This window comes from Prauserella sediminis (genome assembly GCF_014195435.1).
GTDB lineage: Bacteria > Actinomycetota > Actinomycetes > Mycobacteriales > Pseudonocardiaceae > Prauserella > Prauserella salsuginis.
In genome coordinates this window covers 3247546-3263276 of the sequence record NZ_JACIBS010000001.1, presented here as the reverse complement: position 1 = coordinate 3263276, position 15731 = coordinate 3247546, and the positions used below count along the sequence as shown (strand labels likewise).

The following is a 15731-nucleotide window of genomic DNA, read 5'->3' as shown; positions in this document are numbered from 1 at the left end:
GTCAGACCGGCCGGTTGTCGCCCTGCTCCGGCTTCGGAAGGTGGTCGGTCGACCACTGTTCCTGCGCCTCGTAGTCGGTCCGACTTTGCTCGACCGCATCGCCAATCGAGTGCAACCCGGCCACCAACTGGCTCGACTGCTCGGCCAAGTGGGCGATCACCATGGCAATCGCCGCGCTCGGTTCCCCTGCTTTGACATCCTCCGGCGGCTGCTCGGTGGCGCCCAACTTGTCGGCCGCACTGTGGAACTTCGCCGACACGGTGTTCAGCGTGTCGGCCTCGACCCGGTAGCCCCCGGTCATGAGCCCTCCCCGTACTCGCCGTACTGCCGAATCTCCGGCGCCAACGTCGCATCCCACAACACCACGTCAGCGCCGACTTGATGCTGTAGCTCCTCCAGGCCAGCGGCGTGGAATCCGATCCACGGCTGTTCCTCGCCGCACCCCTCAACCAAGAGATCCAACGACGAGAACACCAACAACGCGAGCGACGCGTCCTCCAGCTCGCGCAACACCACCGTCAGGTCCTCGCCGCGCATCGGCGCCGCCGTCGGGATATAGACGACCTGCGGCGCCTCCTCGGTCATCTCCGCACCGAGCACGGGCCGAGACACCTCGGCCGTGACCTCGGGCTCCGGCACGTTGGCCTTCGTGCCATACCGCGACTCACGCAACGACTGACCTCCCCCGTCAAACGTGGCAATCGATTCTAGGAGCACAACGACAACCAGCCACCAAAACGGAGCAGAAAGTCACAGCCTCACCCGGACAGAGTACGGACCGGAAACCACTCAGGAGCCCTGATCAACGCACCGGACGCCGTCAGGCGCCCGCGGGTCCGCCGCCGAGTTGATCGCGCGGATCATCAACGGAAACCCTCCGAAGTACATCCGTTTCCGCGGGCTTCTGCCGAAACTCCATGCCCACCGAATGATCGCGAAGGAAGCCGTTGCGTCTTTGGGAGTCCGGTTCATCCCAGTGCGGCCGAAATGTCCGTCCCGTCGGTATGTAGGCCCAACCGGCTTCGCGATAAGGAGTCTCTGCCAGTTCATCCCGGCGGCGCTCCAGTGCGTCCGTACGCGCCCTGAGACGCTATCTGAGGCAGACCCGGCTCAGGGAAGGACACCCTGGTGGTTAGTGGCCTGGCAGATCGGCGGAGGCAAGTTCCGACAGCGCGCCGGTCAGCTGCTTCACGAACCGCTGGCGGCGCTTTTCGCTGATGCTGTCCAGCGACAGGTAGGGGTTTGAGGTCCTCCAGCTCGACCAGCAGCAACGTGCCCTCGGCAGTACGGCACGCGTCGACGCGCTGGATGCCGTGGCCCACCCCGTTCCAGTCAATGAAGCGCCGGGCGAAACCCAGGTCGGCCTGGGTCGGCTCATACGCCCTCAAATGCCAACGTTGCGCGGGATCGGGCGTGTACAACGCGTATTCGAAGGTGTGGTCGATGAAATAGAACGAGACTTCGTAATCGATCTCGACGTGCGGCTGGATCAGCACGTCGCCCTCGTCGATACCGCGGACCTGCGTCGGGTCCAGGATCCTCAGGCCCACCGAGTCGGCGCCGAATTTGGGCTTGACCACGTAGGCCTGGCAGTCCGGGAGCCGGTCCAAGCCCTCGGTGCCTTCCACGGTGGGGACCACCGGGTAACCGGCTTGAAACAGGTCGACGAGGTACTGTTTGCCGGCCATGTCGGCTTTGCCCGTCAGCTCGTTGAAGACCCGCGCACCGGTAGCCAGGGCATGTTCGCGGAACGCCTGGTACTGCTCCGGGTAGTAGATGACCGGACCACTGTTGCGGACGAGCACGACATCGAACCGGTCCATCAGCGCCACGGCGTCCCTGGGATGGCACAGCGCCACGTCGAAGGCCTCGCGCAATTGAGAGGACAGGTAGATGTCCTCATCGCAGTACCGGCGCCCGCGCGCTTCATACGACAGATCGGTCACGAAGAGCACACTGGGCCTGCCGGAAGACATGCCCCAATGTCTCACATACCTGCCTGACTCCCGCCGAACACAGCAGGCGTTCGCCTGCAGCACGCTGCCCCGTCACACGCACCCGACAGACGGCAGACGCGCCCTTGGAACCCTCACGCGCCGGGTGCGGTTTCGACGACGAGCCAGCCGCCGTGGTGTTCGGCCACGGTGAACGGCAGGCCCGTGCCGGCTCCCAGGCGGGCGAGTTTCGCACGGTCGAACCGGCGCACGTGGCCGAAGCAGGCGTCCGGTTCGTCCTCGAACGGCACGGCGACGACCACCCGGCGGGCCGCGAGCCGCGTCGCCTCGGCCAGTACAGCCGCCCCGGCGTCGGCGTCGAGGTGCTCCAGCAGGTGCAACACGGTCACGGTGTCGGCCGCGCCGCCGCGCAACGGGACCGAGGCCGCATCGCAGGCCAGCGTCGACAGCGGGACTCCTTCGGCGCCGGCGATCCGCGACAGCAGTCGCATGCTGCCGGGCACGACGTCGGACGCGGTCACCGCATACCCCGACTCGGCCGCGAGCAGCAGCGGGAAGAAACCGAAGCACGAACCGAGGTCGAGCACCCTGCCCGGCGGCACGAGCCTCCGGGCGTACTCGTACACCGGCGCGAGCCCGCGGGCGGGATCGTGCGCCGATCCGTGCAGGCGCGCGAACGTGTTGCGGTAGAAGGTCCGCCACGCCGCGAACCCACCGGGCACCGTCGAACGGACGAGTCCGACGAAGACCCGCTCGAACAGCTCCTGCTCGGTCACGAGACCGGGGCGGAACAGCTCCTCGGCGAGCAGCCCCGTCAGCGCGTCCTCGACGTCGCCGCGGCCGAGCCGATGACTCACGACGAGCCGCGCCTCGTCCCGATGCAGCCGAAAATGCCGGGTACTAGCGACGACCGGCCCGAGCGGGCCCTCCGGCAGCCCGCCGCCGCGGTGCACCACCCGGACCCGCTCGTCGCGATACTCGCCCGGCCGGCACGGCGCCATCGCGTCGACCGGAGCGGAGTTGCCCGGCGGGGCGGAGTTGTCGACCGGGGCGGAGTTGTCAACCAAAGCAGCGCGGTCCAGCGGAGCCGCGTTGTCGAGCGCCAGAGCGGCGTTGTCGAGCGGGGCGGCGTGGGCCCGGTCCCGCAGCGGACTGGTCATCGGACGGCCACCGGCAGGTCGCGCGCGGCGTTCTCCAACCCGGCGACGTCACGCACGACGCGCACCTGGCTGCAGTGCTCGGCGTAGTCCGGCAGGTCGCACGCACCCAGGCCCCACGAATGGCGCGGCTCAGGAGTCAGCCACAGCACGTCCCTGGCCTTGCGCGCGATCTCCTCGAACGCGCCGAGGTTCGGATCGTTGCCGTTGCCCCGCCCGTCCCCCAGCACCAGCACGGTGGTCCTGCGGCTCACCGCAGTGCCGTGCTCGTCGAGGAACGCGCCGAACACCGAGCCGTAGTCGGAGTTGGCGTCGACGTCGATGACATCGCCCCGGAACAGCGTCTGGAGTGCCTGGTCGATCCGCTGCTCGGCGAACAGGCCGCTGATCTCCGCGATCTCGGCGACGAACGCGTAGGAGCGCACCGAGGAGAACAGGTCGTGCAGCCCGTACAGCAGGTGCAGCGTGAAGCCGGCGGTGGCGCGCACGGACAGGCTCACGTCGGCGAGTACGACGAGCCGCGGCTTGTCGTCCCGCTGGTCAACGGTGACCGGCCGGAACGGCACGCCGTCGTAGCGCAGGTTCCGGCGCATCGTGCGAGCCGGATCGACCCGGCCACGCGACGCGGGTCGTTTGCGGTGCGTCACGGCGCCGCGCAGCGAGGCCACGATCGTGCGCAGCGCGTCCTCCAACTCGTCGTGGCCCCGATCGGCTCCTCGACCGGACCGGGAATCCTCCGCGACCGACTGTTCGAGCCGCATCAGATGTTCGAGGTGACGGCGCAGCGCCTCCGGCAGCCGGGCGAGGGCCTGCTCACCCATGTCCGACCGCAGGGCCACCGCATCGGTCTCGTCACCCTCGTCGTCCTCGCCGGACCCGCTGCCCTCCAACCAGTTGAGCAGGGCGTCCTGTTCGGCGAGGCTGAGCGTGGCCTCCACCGGCGTTCCCTGGGCCTTGCCGAGTTCGCCGGGTGCGACGCCGTGGCTTCGGTCGATCTCCAGCAGCACCTCGTTCGAACCGTCCATGGTGGACACGTCCTGCTGCGAGAACACGAGCTCGTCGTCGGTCTCGTTGTCGAGCACGATCGGGTTGAGCTCGGGGTGCGGGCTGTAACGCTCGATGAGGTCGTCCTCGTCGAACAGGTCGCCGAGGTCGGCGTCGGGGCTTTCCATGTCGGCCCGCGGCGGCCGCTGCCCCGCCTCCTCGGCGATCGTGAAGTCCTCGAGCAGTGAGACCGTGCCGGTGTCGTTTCGGCCGTCGCCGGGTTCGTCGCCGAAGCGGACGCAGGCGAAGAAGGCGTCGAAGAGCTCGTCGAACGTCGCGTTGTCACGGTGATCCTTGATCAGCGCGCAGCGCAGTCCCTCTCGGAACAGTTCGCGGTCTCCGAGCATCGCCGGGTCGGCCACGCAGCGGGCGGCATCGACGACCTCGATCGACGAGATCCGCAGGCAAGCACTGCGCAGCAGCCGCACGAACCGATGCAGTCCGGTCAGCATGTCCGCGGCCTACCGCTTGCCGCGGCCGTGGTTGGCCGCGAACGAGCGTTCACCCTGGCTGCTGCTCACCGGCCGCCGCGGCGCGGGGCCGTCGGCGTTCTCGCCGTAGTAACCGGCCCCGTGCCTGCCGGGGGTGTCCCGTGCGGCGCGCAACGCGGCACCCGTCCCCTCCTCGTCGGGATCGACACCCGGGACGGGCGCGCGCCGCTCCCCCTCGACCGGCGCCGCCCGATCGTTGCCGGTCCGGCCCGGACCACCCTGCTCCCGCAGTTCAGCCGAATCACGCAGTACCCGCATGGCCCGTTCGACGTCACGGTCGTACTTGGCCACCACCGAGATCGTGTCCGTCAGCAGCTCGGTGTCCGGTTCGGACGCCCCGAGCACCGCGAGCGTCCGTGCCCAGTCGAGCGCCTCGGAGATGCCGGGCGGCTTTCGCATCCCCTGCTGCCGCAGCTCCCGCACCACATCGACCAGATGGGTCGCGACCGCATCCGGCAGTCCGGTGCCCTTCGACCGGATGATGTCCAGCTCCCGCTCGGCCGACGGGTAGTCCAGCGACAGGTGCAGGCAGCGCCGTTTCAGCGCCGCCGACAGGTCGCGCGTGTTGTTGGAGGTCAGCACGACGTACGGCACGTGCTCCGCGGTGAACGTTCCGAGTTCGGGAACCGACACCTGGTACTCGGCCAGCAGCTCGAGCAGCACCGCTTCGAGTGCCTCGTCGGCGCGGTCCACCTCGTCGATCAGCAGCACGACGGGTTCGGGGGAACGGACGGCGCGCAGCAACGGGCGCTCCGCGAGGAACCGCTCGGAGAAGAACACGTTGTCGTGCTGCCCGATCGCCGCGACGGCCGTCGGCAGATCGTCGGCGTCGGCGACCACCTGCCCGATCTTCTCCCGCAGGATCTGCGTGTACAGCATCTGCTTGCCGTAGTCCCACTCGTAGAGGGCCTTCGTCTCGTCCTGGCCCTCGTAGCACTGCAGCCGCAGCAGCCGTCTGCCCGTCGCGGCGGCGAGCGCCTTGGCGAGCTCGGTCTTGCCGACCCCGGCGGGACCTTCCAGCAGCAGCGGTTTGCCCAGCTGGTCCTGCAGGTAGACGGTGGTCGCGAGTGGACGGTCGGCGAGGTAACCGACGTCGGAGAGAAGCGAAGTGACCTCGCCGACGGACGAGAAGGAATGGGGGTGGTGACCGTTTCGTGAGCTCACGCGGACAAACACCTTTCGGCCGGGGCCATGGGTGTTCCGCGACGCGGCGGGCCACCGCGGAACACCCATGGCTGAACGACAAGCGGCTCAGGAGATCAGGTCGTCGAGGTCACCGTTGAAGCAGTGCTCGACCACCGGTCGCACGGTCTCGAACGTCGTCTCCTTCGGATTGCCCGGCGTACAGGCGTCGCCGAGGATGTGGTTGGACACTCGGTCCACATCGGCCGCGTCGCCTTTGATCGTCGAGGCCTTCTTGTAGAACTCGGTCGGACCGGCGCCGAGGCGGTTCTTCGGGTGCGTGTCCTGGGTGATGTCGGTGAACCGCTCCGTGATGCCCACGTCGCGCAGCAGCCGGATCGCCGCCGCCACGGCCGCGTCGGCCGCCTTCACGTCGTTCATGCCCGTGGTGTCCACACCCAGCGCCTCGGCCAGCCGGGCGTAGCGCTTGTAGGCCACCGGCAGGTTCCACGCCCACACGCGCGGCAGCGCGATGGCGTTGTTGAGGCCGTGGTGGGTGTCGTAGAACGCGCTCACCGCGTGGGAGATCGAGTGGATGACGCCGAGACCACCGGAGTTGAAGGCCTGTGCCGCGGTGTACTGGGCGTACATCATGCCTTCGCGAGCGGGCAGGTTGTCAGCGTGCCACGTCGCCGTGCGCAGGTGCTCACCGACCAGCTCGGCCGAGAACAGCGCGCTGCCGAGCGACGGTGTGAAGTCCAACCTGGACACATACGGCTCGGAAGCGTGCGCCAGCACGTCGAAGCCGCACTGCGCGGTGAAATGCGAAGGGCACTCGTAGTACAGCACCGGGTCGTCGACCGCGAGCGTGACGACCGAGTGGTCGTCGAACGCGACGTACTTGTGCGGGTTGGCCGGGTCCGTCGTGGTGTCGGTGATGACGTACGCCCACGACGTCTCCGAGCCCGTGCCCGCCGTGGTCGATACGGCGATGTGCGGCGGGTTCTTCGGGTTCTCCGACTTGTTGAAGCCCTCGAACTCGTTGACATTGCGCCCGTCGTGCGCCACCGAGATCCGCGCGCCCTTGCAGGCGTCGTGGGAGGAACCGCCGCCGATCGAGATGAAGCCGTCGCAACCGTCCTGCTGGTACATCGCGACGGAGTCCATCACGTTGTAGTCCTTGGGGTTGGACTCCACCTTGTCGTACACGGACGGTTCGAGCCCGTGGTACTTCAGCGACTCGACAAGCTTGTTCACGATCTCGGTGCCGCGCAATCCGGAGGTCATCACCAGCGGCCTGCGCATCCCGATCTTCAGAGCTTCGGGGCCGATCATCTCGTGCGAGCCGGGGCCCAGCAGCGCTCGCGGAATCGGGTGGAATTCCTTGAGGGGAAACGGCTTGAGAAGTTCGTCGACCTGCATTGGCTGACCCTTTCCGTCGTGACACGTACCACGCCGAAGCTATGGCCCTGGTCACTCCGGCCCAAGGGGTCCGAGGCCGAAACCGCTCACCGGCGGAGGCAGAACGCACCCGTGGGAGAGGAGACCGCCCCGTCCGTTCGGTCAGGTTCCTGCACGGGGAGCGTGCGGCGACGCCGATACGATAACCGCACCGCCGCGGTCGTGCGGCGGTGCGGTTGGTCGTGCGACGGTGCGGTCGGCAGCGCGAGTCAGGACCGGCGGAGCAGCCCCGCGAGTTTCCGCGGCTGCCGCGGTTGCACCCGGTTGTTGCGGACGTCGTCCAGCAGGGCGGCGACGGTCTCCTGCGCACAGGTCTTGTTCGCACCGATTCCGCCGGACGGGCCGCGTTTGATCCACCCCACGACGTACGTGCCGTCCCGGCCCTGCACCCGGCCGGCCGTGTTCGGGATCGTGCCCGCCGCCTCGTCGTACGGCAGGCCCGGCACCCCGACGCCGCGGTACCCGACGGCCCGCACCACCGAGCCGGCAGCGATGTCCACATCGGACTCAGATCCGCTCGTGCGCAGTCCGGTCACCCGGTCGCCGCCCAGCACTTCCAGCGGCGAGGAGTGGAACCGCAGCACGATCCGGCGCCGACCCCCCACGGGCGGCGCCGACCAGTCGATGCGTTCCTGGACGAGGCTCCGCAGCAGCTGTGCCTTCTCCCCGGGCTCAGCGGCGTCGATCGCCTTCGCCACGCGGTCGTCGTGGTTGTCGACGACGACGTCGAAGTCCGGATGCCGGGTCAGCGCCAGCAGTTCCGGCTCGGTGTAGGCGGCGTGTTCCGGCCCGCGACGTGCCAGCAGCACGACCTCCTGCACCAAACTCGACCGAAGCCGTGCCAACGCACTCTGCGAGATCGACGTGCTCGCCAACGTGCCCGGATCGCTGGACAGGATGCGCGCGACGTCGAGCGCCACGTTGCCGTTGCCGATCAGCACGGCCCGCTGCGACGACAGGTCGACCACATCGTCACTCGCGTCCGGGTGGCCGTTGTACCAGGACACGACGTCGGTCGCGGCCACACTGCCGGGCAGCTGCTCCCCTTCGATGCCCAGCGACCGTGCCGACGACGCGCCCACGGCGTAGATGACGGCATCGTGCCGGGCGGCCAGTTCGTCGACCGTGACGTCCTTGCCGACCTCGACCCCGAGCCGCAGTGTCAGCCGCGGATGCTCGCGGTAGCGCGCGAACGTCTCGTCGATCCGCTTGGTCGACGGATGGTCCGGCGCGACACCGAAGCGGATCAGCCCACCCGCGACGTCGAGCCGGTCGATCAGCGTGACCCGTGCGCTCGTGTGCAGCAGCAGATCCTCGACGGCGTACATCCCCGCGGGCCCGCTTCCGACGACGGCGACGTCCAGCGCGGGGAAGTCACTGGAGATCGTCCGGTCGAAGGTGGGCGCGCCCCAGTTGTGGAATACCGGCGAGGACCCGAGCACGTCGGCCGACACCGGCTTGCCGTCGTAGAACCGTGCGTTCACGTCGGCGTACGGCTTGAGGGACTCGCTCAGCATGTCCACCGGGAAGATGGCGTCCACCGGGCACGCATCGGCGCACGCGCCGCAGTCGATACAGCTGCGCGGGTCGATGTAGAGCATGTCGGTGGTGCCGAAATCCGGTTCGTCCGGCGTCGGGTGGATGCAGTTGACCGGGCACACCGCGACGCACGAGGCGTCGTTGCAGCAGGTCTGCGTGATCGCGTAGGCCATGGTTACCGAGCCGGGTTCAGAGCAGGTTGGCGCGCTTGTAGATGCGCTTCGACGCCGGGGTCAGCAGTCCCGCCGAGTTGAGGAACTCCATCAGGCCCGAGCAGCTGGAACGCAGCATCGCCTTGTGGTTCTCGTTGTTCTTGGCCTCCCGGAGAGCACGCTTCGGGTCGAGTCCGGCGTTGGCGTACACCTTCGGGTTCCACATGGCGTCGACGATGAAGTAGGCGACGATCGCGATGTTGACGGCGTTGATGTGGCGGCGCAGCTTGCCCGCGCTCTTCATCCGCTCCTTGGTCTCCTCGCGGGCGAACTTCATGTGCCGCGATTCCTCGACCACGTGGATGTTGTTGATGGTGCGCACGAAGGGCACGACGCGCTCGTCGCGCATCCAGTCGCGCTGCATCACGTCGAGGACCTCTTCGGCCACGAGGATCGCCGCGTAGGCGGCCTCACCGCGCGCGGTGGCCGCGTAGACGCGGCCGCCGTGCACCGCGTACCACTTCGGGCGGTAGGCGGGCGCGTTCAGCTTCTCCGCACCGCGGGCGAACATGATCGAGTGGCGGCACTCGTCGGCGATCTCCGTCAGGGCCCACTGGAACTCGGGCGAGGTCGGGTCCTTGGCGTAGAAGTCGCGCAGCACCATCTGCTGCAGGATCATCTCGAACCAGATGCCGGTGCTGGCCACCGACGCGGCTTCCTGCCGCGTCAGCTCGCGCCGCTGGTCCTCGGTCATCTCGTCCCAGTAGGGCGTGCCGTAGAGCGTGCTCCACTCGGGGCTCGTCCCCCAGTACGAGGTGTCGAGCGGGGTTTCCCAGTCGACTTCGGTCGCGGGGTCGTACGACAACATTTCCGACGAGTCCAGCAGCCGCTGCGCGACCGAGTCGTGGCCGTGCTGCGCGTCCGCGTCACTGCGGTTGTCGACGCTGGTCATAGGAAGCTCCCTGACGACGAGAATGCCTGTTACCGAGATTTACTGTTACTCAAGGTAACACGACCTCCGGGCCAGGGCCAGCCTGGTACGTTTTCCCAGCGCAGAAGGCGAATTGAGGGTTTCGGACGGCCAAGATCGTGCGGATCCGGCATGCTGTTCGGGCACCGGACCTGCCCGTCCGCACCGCCGGGACGGGATCGACGTCTCGAGGGACCATGGCCGACCGACACCGTGACGACGCCGACCGGCGGCCTCCGGGTAGCGCACGGGGTTCCACCGCTCGCATGCGGCAGGACTACGACGCCTACGCCGCACGGTACGACCAGGAGACGAGCATCTACGAACAGGTGATGCTCGGAGACGGCCGCGCCTGGGCCTGCTCACAGGCTCGCGCCGAGGTGCTGGAAGTCGCGATCGGCACGGGCCGCAACCTGCCCTTCTACCCGCGGGACTCGCGGCTGTCCGGGGTCGAGCTCAGTCCGGCCATGCTCGCGCGGGCCCGTGCGCGGGCCGGCGAACTCGGCCGTGACGTTCAGCTGGTCGAAGGGGACGCTCAAGCGCTGCCGTTCCGCGACGCCGCGTTCGACACCGTGGTGTGCACCCTGGGGCTGAGCAGCATTCCCGACGACCGGGTCGCTGTCGCGGAGATGCATCGGGTCCTGCGCCCGGGCGGACACGTCGTGCTGCTCGGACATGTCGCGAGCCCCCACCGGCCGCTGCGGGGGTTGCAACGTCTCCTGGAACGGTTCCCTGCCGTCGTCGGTGCGCCGCGACCCGCTGACCGGCAGACCCGGCAGGTCGTTCCGCTCCTGTGCGCGGCGGGCTTCACCGTCCTGTACCGCGGTCGCACCCGCGGCGGGATCATCGAACGCGTGACGGCGACCAAGTAGGCACGGACACGGCCTCCCAGCCGGCACAGCGGCGCGCTCGTCGGCGACCAGCGCGCAACCCTGCCGACGAGAACGGCGCACCACGCTCCGTTGCTGCACAGGCGCGCGATGATCGTCTCTGACGCGCTTGAAGGAGATCAGTGTCGCGTCGACAAGGAGCGTGTCACGCAACGCACTCCCACGCCCGAGCGTCCGAGCGTCCGAGCTGGACGGACACACCGCACCGGCCCGCGTCGTCATCGACGCCCACTCCGAACAGCCGACAACAGCCCACACCGCACGCGCGTAGCCTGCGGGGTGTGGAGCTGCTGCCGTTCGACGAGTACGTGCGTTCGCTGCCCCGGCGGCGCATGGCCGCAGGAGTACTGTTCCGCGACGCCACCGGCAGGGTGCTGCTCGTCGAGCCGAGTTACAAGCGGTTCTGGGACATCCCCGGTGGCGTGGTGGAGGCGGGCGAACCGCCGTGGGAGGCGGCCGCCCGTGAGGTGCGCGAGGAGGTCGGCCTCGACCGGCGCCTCGGGCGACTCCTGGTGATCGACAACCTCTCCGCGTCCGGCCGCATGCCCGAGGGCCTCATGTTCGTCTGGGACGGCGGGCCGATCACCGAGACCGAGGTCGACACCCTCACACTCACCGACCCGGAGATCGTCTCTGCCTCACTCCACACGCCGGAACAGGCTTCGGCGAAGGTGCCGCCCTCACTGGCCGCCCGCCTCGACTCCGCGGCCCACGCCGCCGATACCGGAACCCTCGCGTTGTGCCAGGACGGCCACCGCACCGCGGCCTGACCCCACAGCCCGGCCCCTCAGCCTGCCCCCTGGCATCGAACCGGCGGTCGTGGTCAGATGGACGGTGATCACCGGTACCACCGCACGGAAAACGACCATGCGCCAAAGGAGGCGTCCGTGGGCAGTGCGTACGTTGTCGGCACGTTCGACACCAAGGGCGACGAGTTGCGCTACGTCGCCGGGCTGATCCGCGAGGCCGGCGTGCCCGTGCGCACCGTCGACCTGGCCACCGGCGGGCAGCACAGCGACACCGGCAGCAGCATCGGGAGCGGCAGCACCGGCCCTTCCGACGCCGACGTTCCCGCGCGCGAGGTCGCCGCCTGGCACCCCGACGGGGCCGACGCGGTGTTCACCGGCGACCGCGGCAGCGCTGTCGCCGCCATGACCGAGGCGTTCGCCCGGTTCCTGCCCGCCCAGCGCGACCTCGACGGCGTCGTGGGACTCGGCGGCTCCGGCGGCACGGCGCTGATCACGCCCGCCCTGCAGGCACTGCCCGTCGGCGTCCCGAAGATCATGGTCTCGACCATGGCCGCGGGCGACGTCGGCGCGTACGTCGGTGCGAGCGACATCGCCATGCTGCATTCGGTCACCGACGTCGCCGGGCTCAACCGCATCTCCCGGCAGGTGCTCGGCAACGCCGCCCACGCTCTGGCCGGCGCCTGCGCGCACCCCATCCCCGCGGGCGACACCCGTCCGGCCGTCGGCCTCACCATGTTCGGCGTCACCACCCCGTGCGTCGACGCCGTCGCCCACCGGCTCGGCGACACCTACGACTGCCTCGTCTTCCACGCCACCGGCACCGGCGGCGCCGCGATGGAGAAACTGGCCGACGACGGTCACCTCGCAGGCGTGCTCGACATCTCCACCACCGAGATCTGCGACCTCGTCGCGGGAGGCATCCTCGCTGCCGGCGAGCACCGGCTCGACGCGATCGCCCGCACCGGAATCCCCTACGTCGGCTCGTGCGGCGCCCTCGACATGGTCAACTTCGGCGCGCCCGACACCGTGCCCGACCGTTACGCCGGCCGCCTGTTCTACCCGCACAATCCGCAGATCACACTGATGCGCACCACCGCGGAGGAGGTCCGCGCGATCGGCGAGTTCCTGGCGCGCAAACTCAACGCCTGCGACGGCCCCGTCCGCTTCCTGCTGCCCGAGGGCGGCGTGTCCGCATTGGACGCACCCGGCCAGGCGTTCCACGACCCGGAGGTGGACGCCGTGCTGTTCGAGACCCTCGAACGCGAGGTCCACCAGACCGGCAACCGGCAACTGATCCGCTCGCCACGGCACCTGAACGACCCGGAGTTCGCCGAGGAGCTCGTGGCCGCATTCACCGACGCAGCAAGGAGTTAGCGTGCCCCGGATCGACAGGCAGGAACTGCTCGCGAAGTTCACGGCGATGGCCGCACGCGGCGAGCCCATCGTCGGAGGCGGCGCGGGAACGGGCCTGTCCGCCAAGTGCGAAGAGGCGGGCGGGATCGACCTCATCGTCATCTACAACTCCGGCCGCTTCCGCATGGCAGGCCGCGGTTCGCTCGCCGGCCTGCTCGCCTACGGCAACGCCAACGACATCGTCGTCGACATGGCCGACGAGGTGCTGCCCGTCGTCCGCCACACCCCCGTGCTCGCCGGGGTCAACGCCACCGACCCGTTCCTCGACACCGATCGGTTCCTGCGCCGCCTGAGCGACCTCGGTTTCTCCGGCGTGCAAAACTTCCCCACCGTCGGCCTCATCGACGGCACGTTCCGCGCCAACCTCGAAGAGACCGGCATGGGATACGCCCACGAAGTGGACCTGGTCGCCGCCGCCCGTCGCGCCGACCTGCTGACGACGCCGTATGTGTTCTCCTCCGACGACGCGCGGGCGATGACAGAGGCCGGCGCCGACATCCTCGTCTGCCACATGGGACTGACCACCAGCGGATCGATCGGCGCGGTCACCGCGAAGACCCTCGACGACTGCGTCACCGCGATCGACGAGTGGTCGGCCGCAGCCCGGGAGATCCGCGACGACGTACTCGTGCTGTGCCACGGCGGCCCCATCGCCGCTCCCGAAGACGCGGCCTACGTCCTGTCGCGGACCGAACGCTGCCACGGGTTCTACGGCGCCAGCAGCATGGAACGGCTGCCCGTCGAAGAGGCGCTCACCGCGCGCACCCGCGAGTTCAAGGCACTGCACACGCCGACCACGGAGGAGAAGTAGATGCCACGGCCCTACGCGAGCGGAATCGTGCCAGGCGACGTCGACGAGGTGTGGCGGCGCGTCCGCGACTTCAACGGCCTGCCCGCCTTCCACCCCGGCATCGCCAGCAGCGAGATCGAACCCGGCCACAGCGCCACCGAGGTCGGTGCCGTGCGCAAGCTGACCCTCGCCGACGGCGGCGTCGTGCGGGAACAGCTGCTGTGCCTCGACGACCCCGGCCGCAGCTACACCTACAACATTCTCGACGGCCCGTTCCCCATCCGCCGCTACATCAGCACCATCCGCCTCGCCCCGGTCACCGCCACCGGCGACACGTTCGTCGAATGGTGGACCGAGTACGACGCCGATGCCGCCGACGAGCCCACCCTCGACAAGACGTTCAGCCAAGGCGTCTTCGCGGCAGGTATCGCCGGCCTCGCAGGCGGCTGAACACCGGCCCCACAGGCACCCTGCGTACCGGTGCACGAATTTCGCGCGCACCGGTACGCGGCGGCGGCGACACCGACGTCGTCAACGCCCGATTCGTCGCCGGCGACCTCGTACTTCGCGCCGGGGGGCATCTGCGGCGATTGGTTAACGGACGGTCCTCGGTACTTCCTGTCGCCGGTGTGAACTGTGCCCGCCCCCGTTTGAGTGAGTCGCGTTGCTACGCGGTCGCCGTATGGAGCCGTTGTGGTGGAAGCGTGGTACCTGGGTTGTCCGATCGAGGGAGAAGATCACCTGGGTCACAACTGTGAGCTGCGCCCGACGTCGAAATATCGGATCCACCGCCGTGGTTGTTCCTGACGAGACACTCCGTCTCCCCGTGGACCACCGACGAAAGGCGCACGACCATGACTCTGCCGCTGTCCATCCTCGATCTCGCCACGATCGGCAGCGGAGAGTCCGTGGGCGACGGCCTCCGCAACAGCGTCGCCCTGGCACAGCACGCCGAGAAGCTCGGTTACCGGCGGATCTGGTATGCCGAGCACCACAACATGCCGACGATCGCATCGTCGGCCACCAGCGTGCTCATCGCGCACGTGGCCGCGCAGACCGAGTCGATCCGCCTCGGTTCCGGCGGCGTCATGCTGCCCAACCACTCCCCGCTGACGATCGCCGAGCAGTTCGGGACGCTGGAGACACTGCACCCCGGCCGCATCGACCTCGGCCTGGGGCGGGCCCCCGGTACGGACCAGAACACCCTGCGCGCGCTGCGCCGCGACCCGAGCTCGGCGGAAAGCTTCCCGCGCGACGTGCAGGAGCTGCAGGGCTACCTGGGTGAGCGCTCCCTCGTCTCCGGCGTCAACGCGACACCGGGCAAAGGCACCGGCGTCCCGCTCTACGTCCTCGGCTCGTCACTGTTCGGGGCGAGGCTGGCCGCGGCGCTGGGACTCCCGTACTCGTTCGCCTCGCACTTCGCACCGGACGCGCTGCAGGACGCCGTCGCGGCCTACCGGAGCGAGTTCCAGCCGTCCGAACAGCTCGACGAGCCGCATGTGATCGCGGGTGCCAACGTCATCGCCGCCGACACCGCGGACGAGGCGCAGCAGGACTTCCAGTTCGTCAAACGCGCACGGCTGCGGCTGCTCGCCGGCAGGGGACGCACCTTCACCGATGCCGAGGCCGACACCCTGCTCGACTCCCCGCAGGGGACGTCGATCAAGAACATGGTCCGTTACACCGCGGTGGGAACGGCCGACGAGGTCGCCGACTACCTCGACTGGTTCGGCAAGCACGCCGACGCGGACGAGCTGATCGTCACCCACCCGTCGTCGCGACTGGACAACCGGCTCCACTCGGCCGAACTCACCGCCAAGGCCACCGGAATCGGGAGCTGACGCCGGCCGGACCTTCGTGCGGTAGTTCAGAACGGCGTCTCGCCCCTGCGTCGACCACGACGACAGCCGTCCGGCGCCGGGCAGCCGCCGGAAACGAGGTGACACCTGCGCGGCGAGCGCGCACCCCGTCGACGAAGCTGCCCCGACCCGTCGGGCG

General features: G+C 69.0%; 15 protein-coding genes. 6 read left to right on the top strand and 9 right to left on the bottom strand.

Features of this window, described 5'->3' with window-relative positions; translation table 11 throughout:
- Position 1 precedes the first annotated feature (1 nt).
- From FB384_RS14790 to FB384_RS14750, 9 genes are all read right to left on the bottom strand, one after another.
- A complete protein-coding gene (locus FB384_RS14790; RefSeq protein WP_183783546.1) occupies positions 2-301 on the bottom strand; it encodes a hypothetical protein in 300 nt (99 codons plus the stop codon).
- Complete coding sequence (locus tag FB384_RS14785) at positions 298-672, bottom strand: SAV_915 family protein (RefSeq protein ID WP_183783543.1); 375 nt, start codon at positions 670-672, stop codon at positions 298-300. Before FB384_RS14785 ends, FB384_RS14790 begins: the two co-directional genes overlap by 4 nt.
- Positions 673-1046: 374 nt before the next feature.
- Entirely contained in the window at positions 1047-1946 is a 900-nt protein-coding gene (locus FB384_RS14780; RefSeq protein WP_221212740.1) for an ATP-grasp domain-containing protein, read from the bottom strand.
- Between the two features lie 143 nt (positions 1947-2089).
- Complete coding sequence (gene mftM / locus FB384_RS14775) at positions 2090-3115, bottom strand: mycofactocin oligosaccharide methyltransferase MftM (protein ID WP_228726030.1); 1026 nt, start codon at positions 3113-3115, stop codon at positions 2090-2092.
- On the bottom strand, positions 3112-4608 hold the full coding sequence (locus FB384_RS14770) for a VWA domain-containing protein (protein ID WP_183783541.1): 1497 nt from the start codon (positions 4606-4608) through the stop codon (positions 3112-3114). The genes mftM and FB384_RS14770 overlap by 4 nt, the downstream gene beginning before the upstream one ends.
- Before the next feature lie 9 nt (positions 4609-4617).
- Positions 4618-5811 (bottom strand): AAA family ATPase, encoded by a 1194-nt coding sequence (locus FB384_RS14765; protein ID WP_323985237.1) that lies wholly within the window; start codon positions 5809-5811, stop codon positions 4618-4620.
- Positions 5812-5898: 87 nt separating this feature from the next.
- Complete coding sequence (gene mdo / locus FB384_RS14760) at positions 5899-7191, bottom strand: NDMA-dependent methanol dehydrogenase (RefSeq protein WP_183783537.1); 1293 nt, start codon at positions 7189-7191, stop codon at positions 5899-5901.
- Positions 7192-7439: 248 nt separating this feature from the next.
- A complete protein-coding gene (locus tag FB384_RS14755) occupies positions 7440-8942 on the bottom strand; it encodes an FAD-dependent oxidoreductase (RefSeq protein WP_183783535.1) in 1503 nt (500 codons plus the stop codon).
- A gap of 16 nt (positions 8943-8958) precedes the next feature.
- Positions 8959-9873 carry an AurF N-oxygenase family protein gene (locus FB384_RS14750; protein ID WP_183783533.1) on the bottom strand — a complete coding sequence of 305 codons (915 nt, stop codon included), beginning with the start codon at positions 9871-9873 and terminating at the stop codon, positions 8959-8961.
- Positions 9874-10157: 284 nt separating this feature from the next.
- Between FB384_RS14750 and FB384_RS14745 the strand changes: the two genes are divergently transcribed.
- From FB384_RS14745 to FB384_RS14720, 6 genes are all read left to right on the top strand, one after another.
- Positions 10158-10763, top strand: coding sequence for a class I SAM-dependent methyltransferase (locus tag FB384_RS14745; RefSeq protein WP_183783531.1), 606 nt, complete (start codon positions 10158-10160; stop codon positions 10761-10763).
- A 299-nt stretch (positions 10764-11062) separates the two neighbouring features.
- Positions 11063-11551, top strand: coding sequence for an NUDIX domain-containing protein (locus FB384_RS14740; protein ID WP_183783529.1), 489 nt, complete (start codon positions 11063-11065; stop codon positions 11549-11551).
- A gap of 117 nt (positions 11552-11668) precedes the next feature.
- On the top strand, positions 11669-12904 hold the full coding sequence (locus FB384_RS14735; RefSeq protein ID WP_183783527.1) for a Tm-1-like ATP-binding domain-containing protein: 1236 nt from the start codon (positions 11669-11671) through the stop codon (positions 12902-12904).
- Between the two features lies 1 nt (position 12905).
- Positions 12906-13754 (top strand): phosphoenolpyruvate hydrolase family protein, encoded by an 849-nt coding sequence (locus FB384_RS14730; protein WP_183783525.1) that lies wholly within the window; start codon positions 12906-12908, stop codon positions 13752-13754.
- Positions 13755-14183, top strand: coding sequence for an SRPBCC family protein (locus tag FB384_RS14725; RefSeq protein WP_183783523.1), 429 nt, complete (start codon positions 13755-13757; stop codon positions 14181-14183). It abuts the gene before it with no gap.
- A gap of 404 nt (positions 14184-14587) precedes the next feature.
- Entirely contained in the window at positions 14588-15574 is a 987-nt protein-coding gene (locus FB384_RS14720) for an LLM class flavin-dependent oxidoreductase (protein ID WP_183783522.1), read from the top strand.
- The last annotated feature ends 157 nt before the right edge of the window (positions 15575-15731 follow it).

Bases quoted from the DNA above. Each gene is read 5' to 3' on its own strand.
- FB384_RS14790 (WP_183783546.1), bottom strand. From the start codon at position 301: ATGACCGGGGGCTACCGGGTCGAGGCCGACACGCTGAACACCGTGTCG.
- mftM (WP_228726030.1), bottom strand. From the start codon at position 3,115: ATGACCAGTCCGCTGCGGGACCGGGCCCACGCCGCCCCGCTCGACAAC.
- FB384_RS14770 (WP_183783541.1), bottom strand. From the start codon at position 4,608: ATGCTGACCGGACTGCATCGGTTCGTGCGGCTGCTGCGCAGTGCTTGC.
- mdo (WP_183783537.1), bottom strand. From the start codon at position 7,191: ATGCAGGTCGACGAACTTCTCAAGCCGTTTCCCCTCAAGGAATTCCAC.
- FB384_RS14755 (WP_183783535.1), bottom strand. From the start codon at position 8,942: ATGGCCTACGCGATCACGCAGACCTGCTGCAACGACGCCTCGTGCGTC.
- FB384_RS14750 (WP_183783533.1), bottom strand. From the start codon at position 9,873: ATGACCAGCGTCGACAACCGCAGTGACGCGGACGCGCAGCACGGCCAC.
- FB384_RS14745 (WP_183783531.1), top strand. From the start codon at position 10,158: ATGCGGCAGGACTACGACGCCTACGCCGCACGGTACGACCAGGAGACG.
- FB384_RS14725 (WP_183783523.1), top strand. From the start codon at position 13,755: ATGCCACGGCCCTACGCGAGCGGAATCGTGCCAGGCGACGTCGACGAG.
- FB384_RS14720 (WP_183783522.1), top strand. From the start codon at position 14,588: ATGACTCTGCCGCTGTCCATCCTCGATCTCGCCACGATCGGCAGCGGA.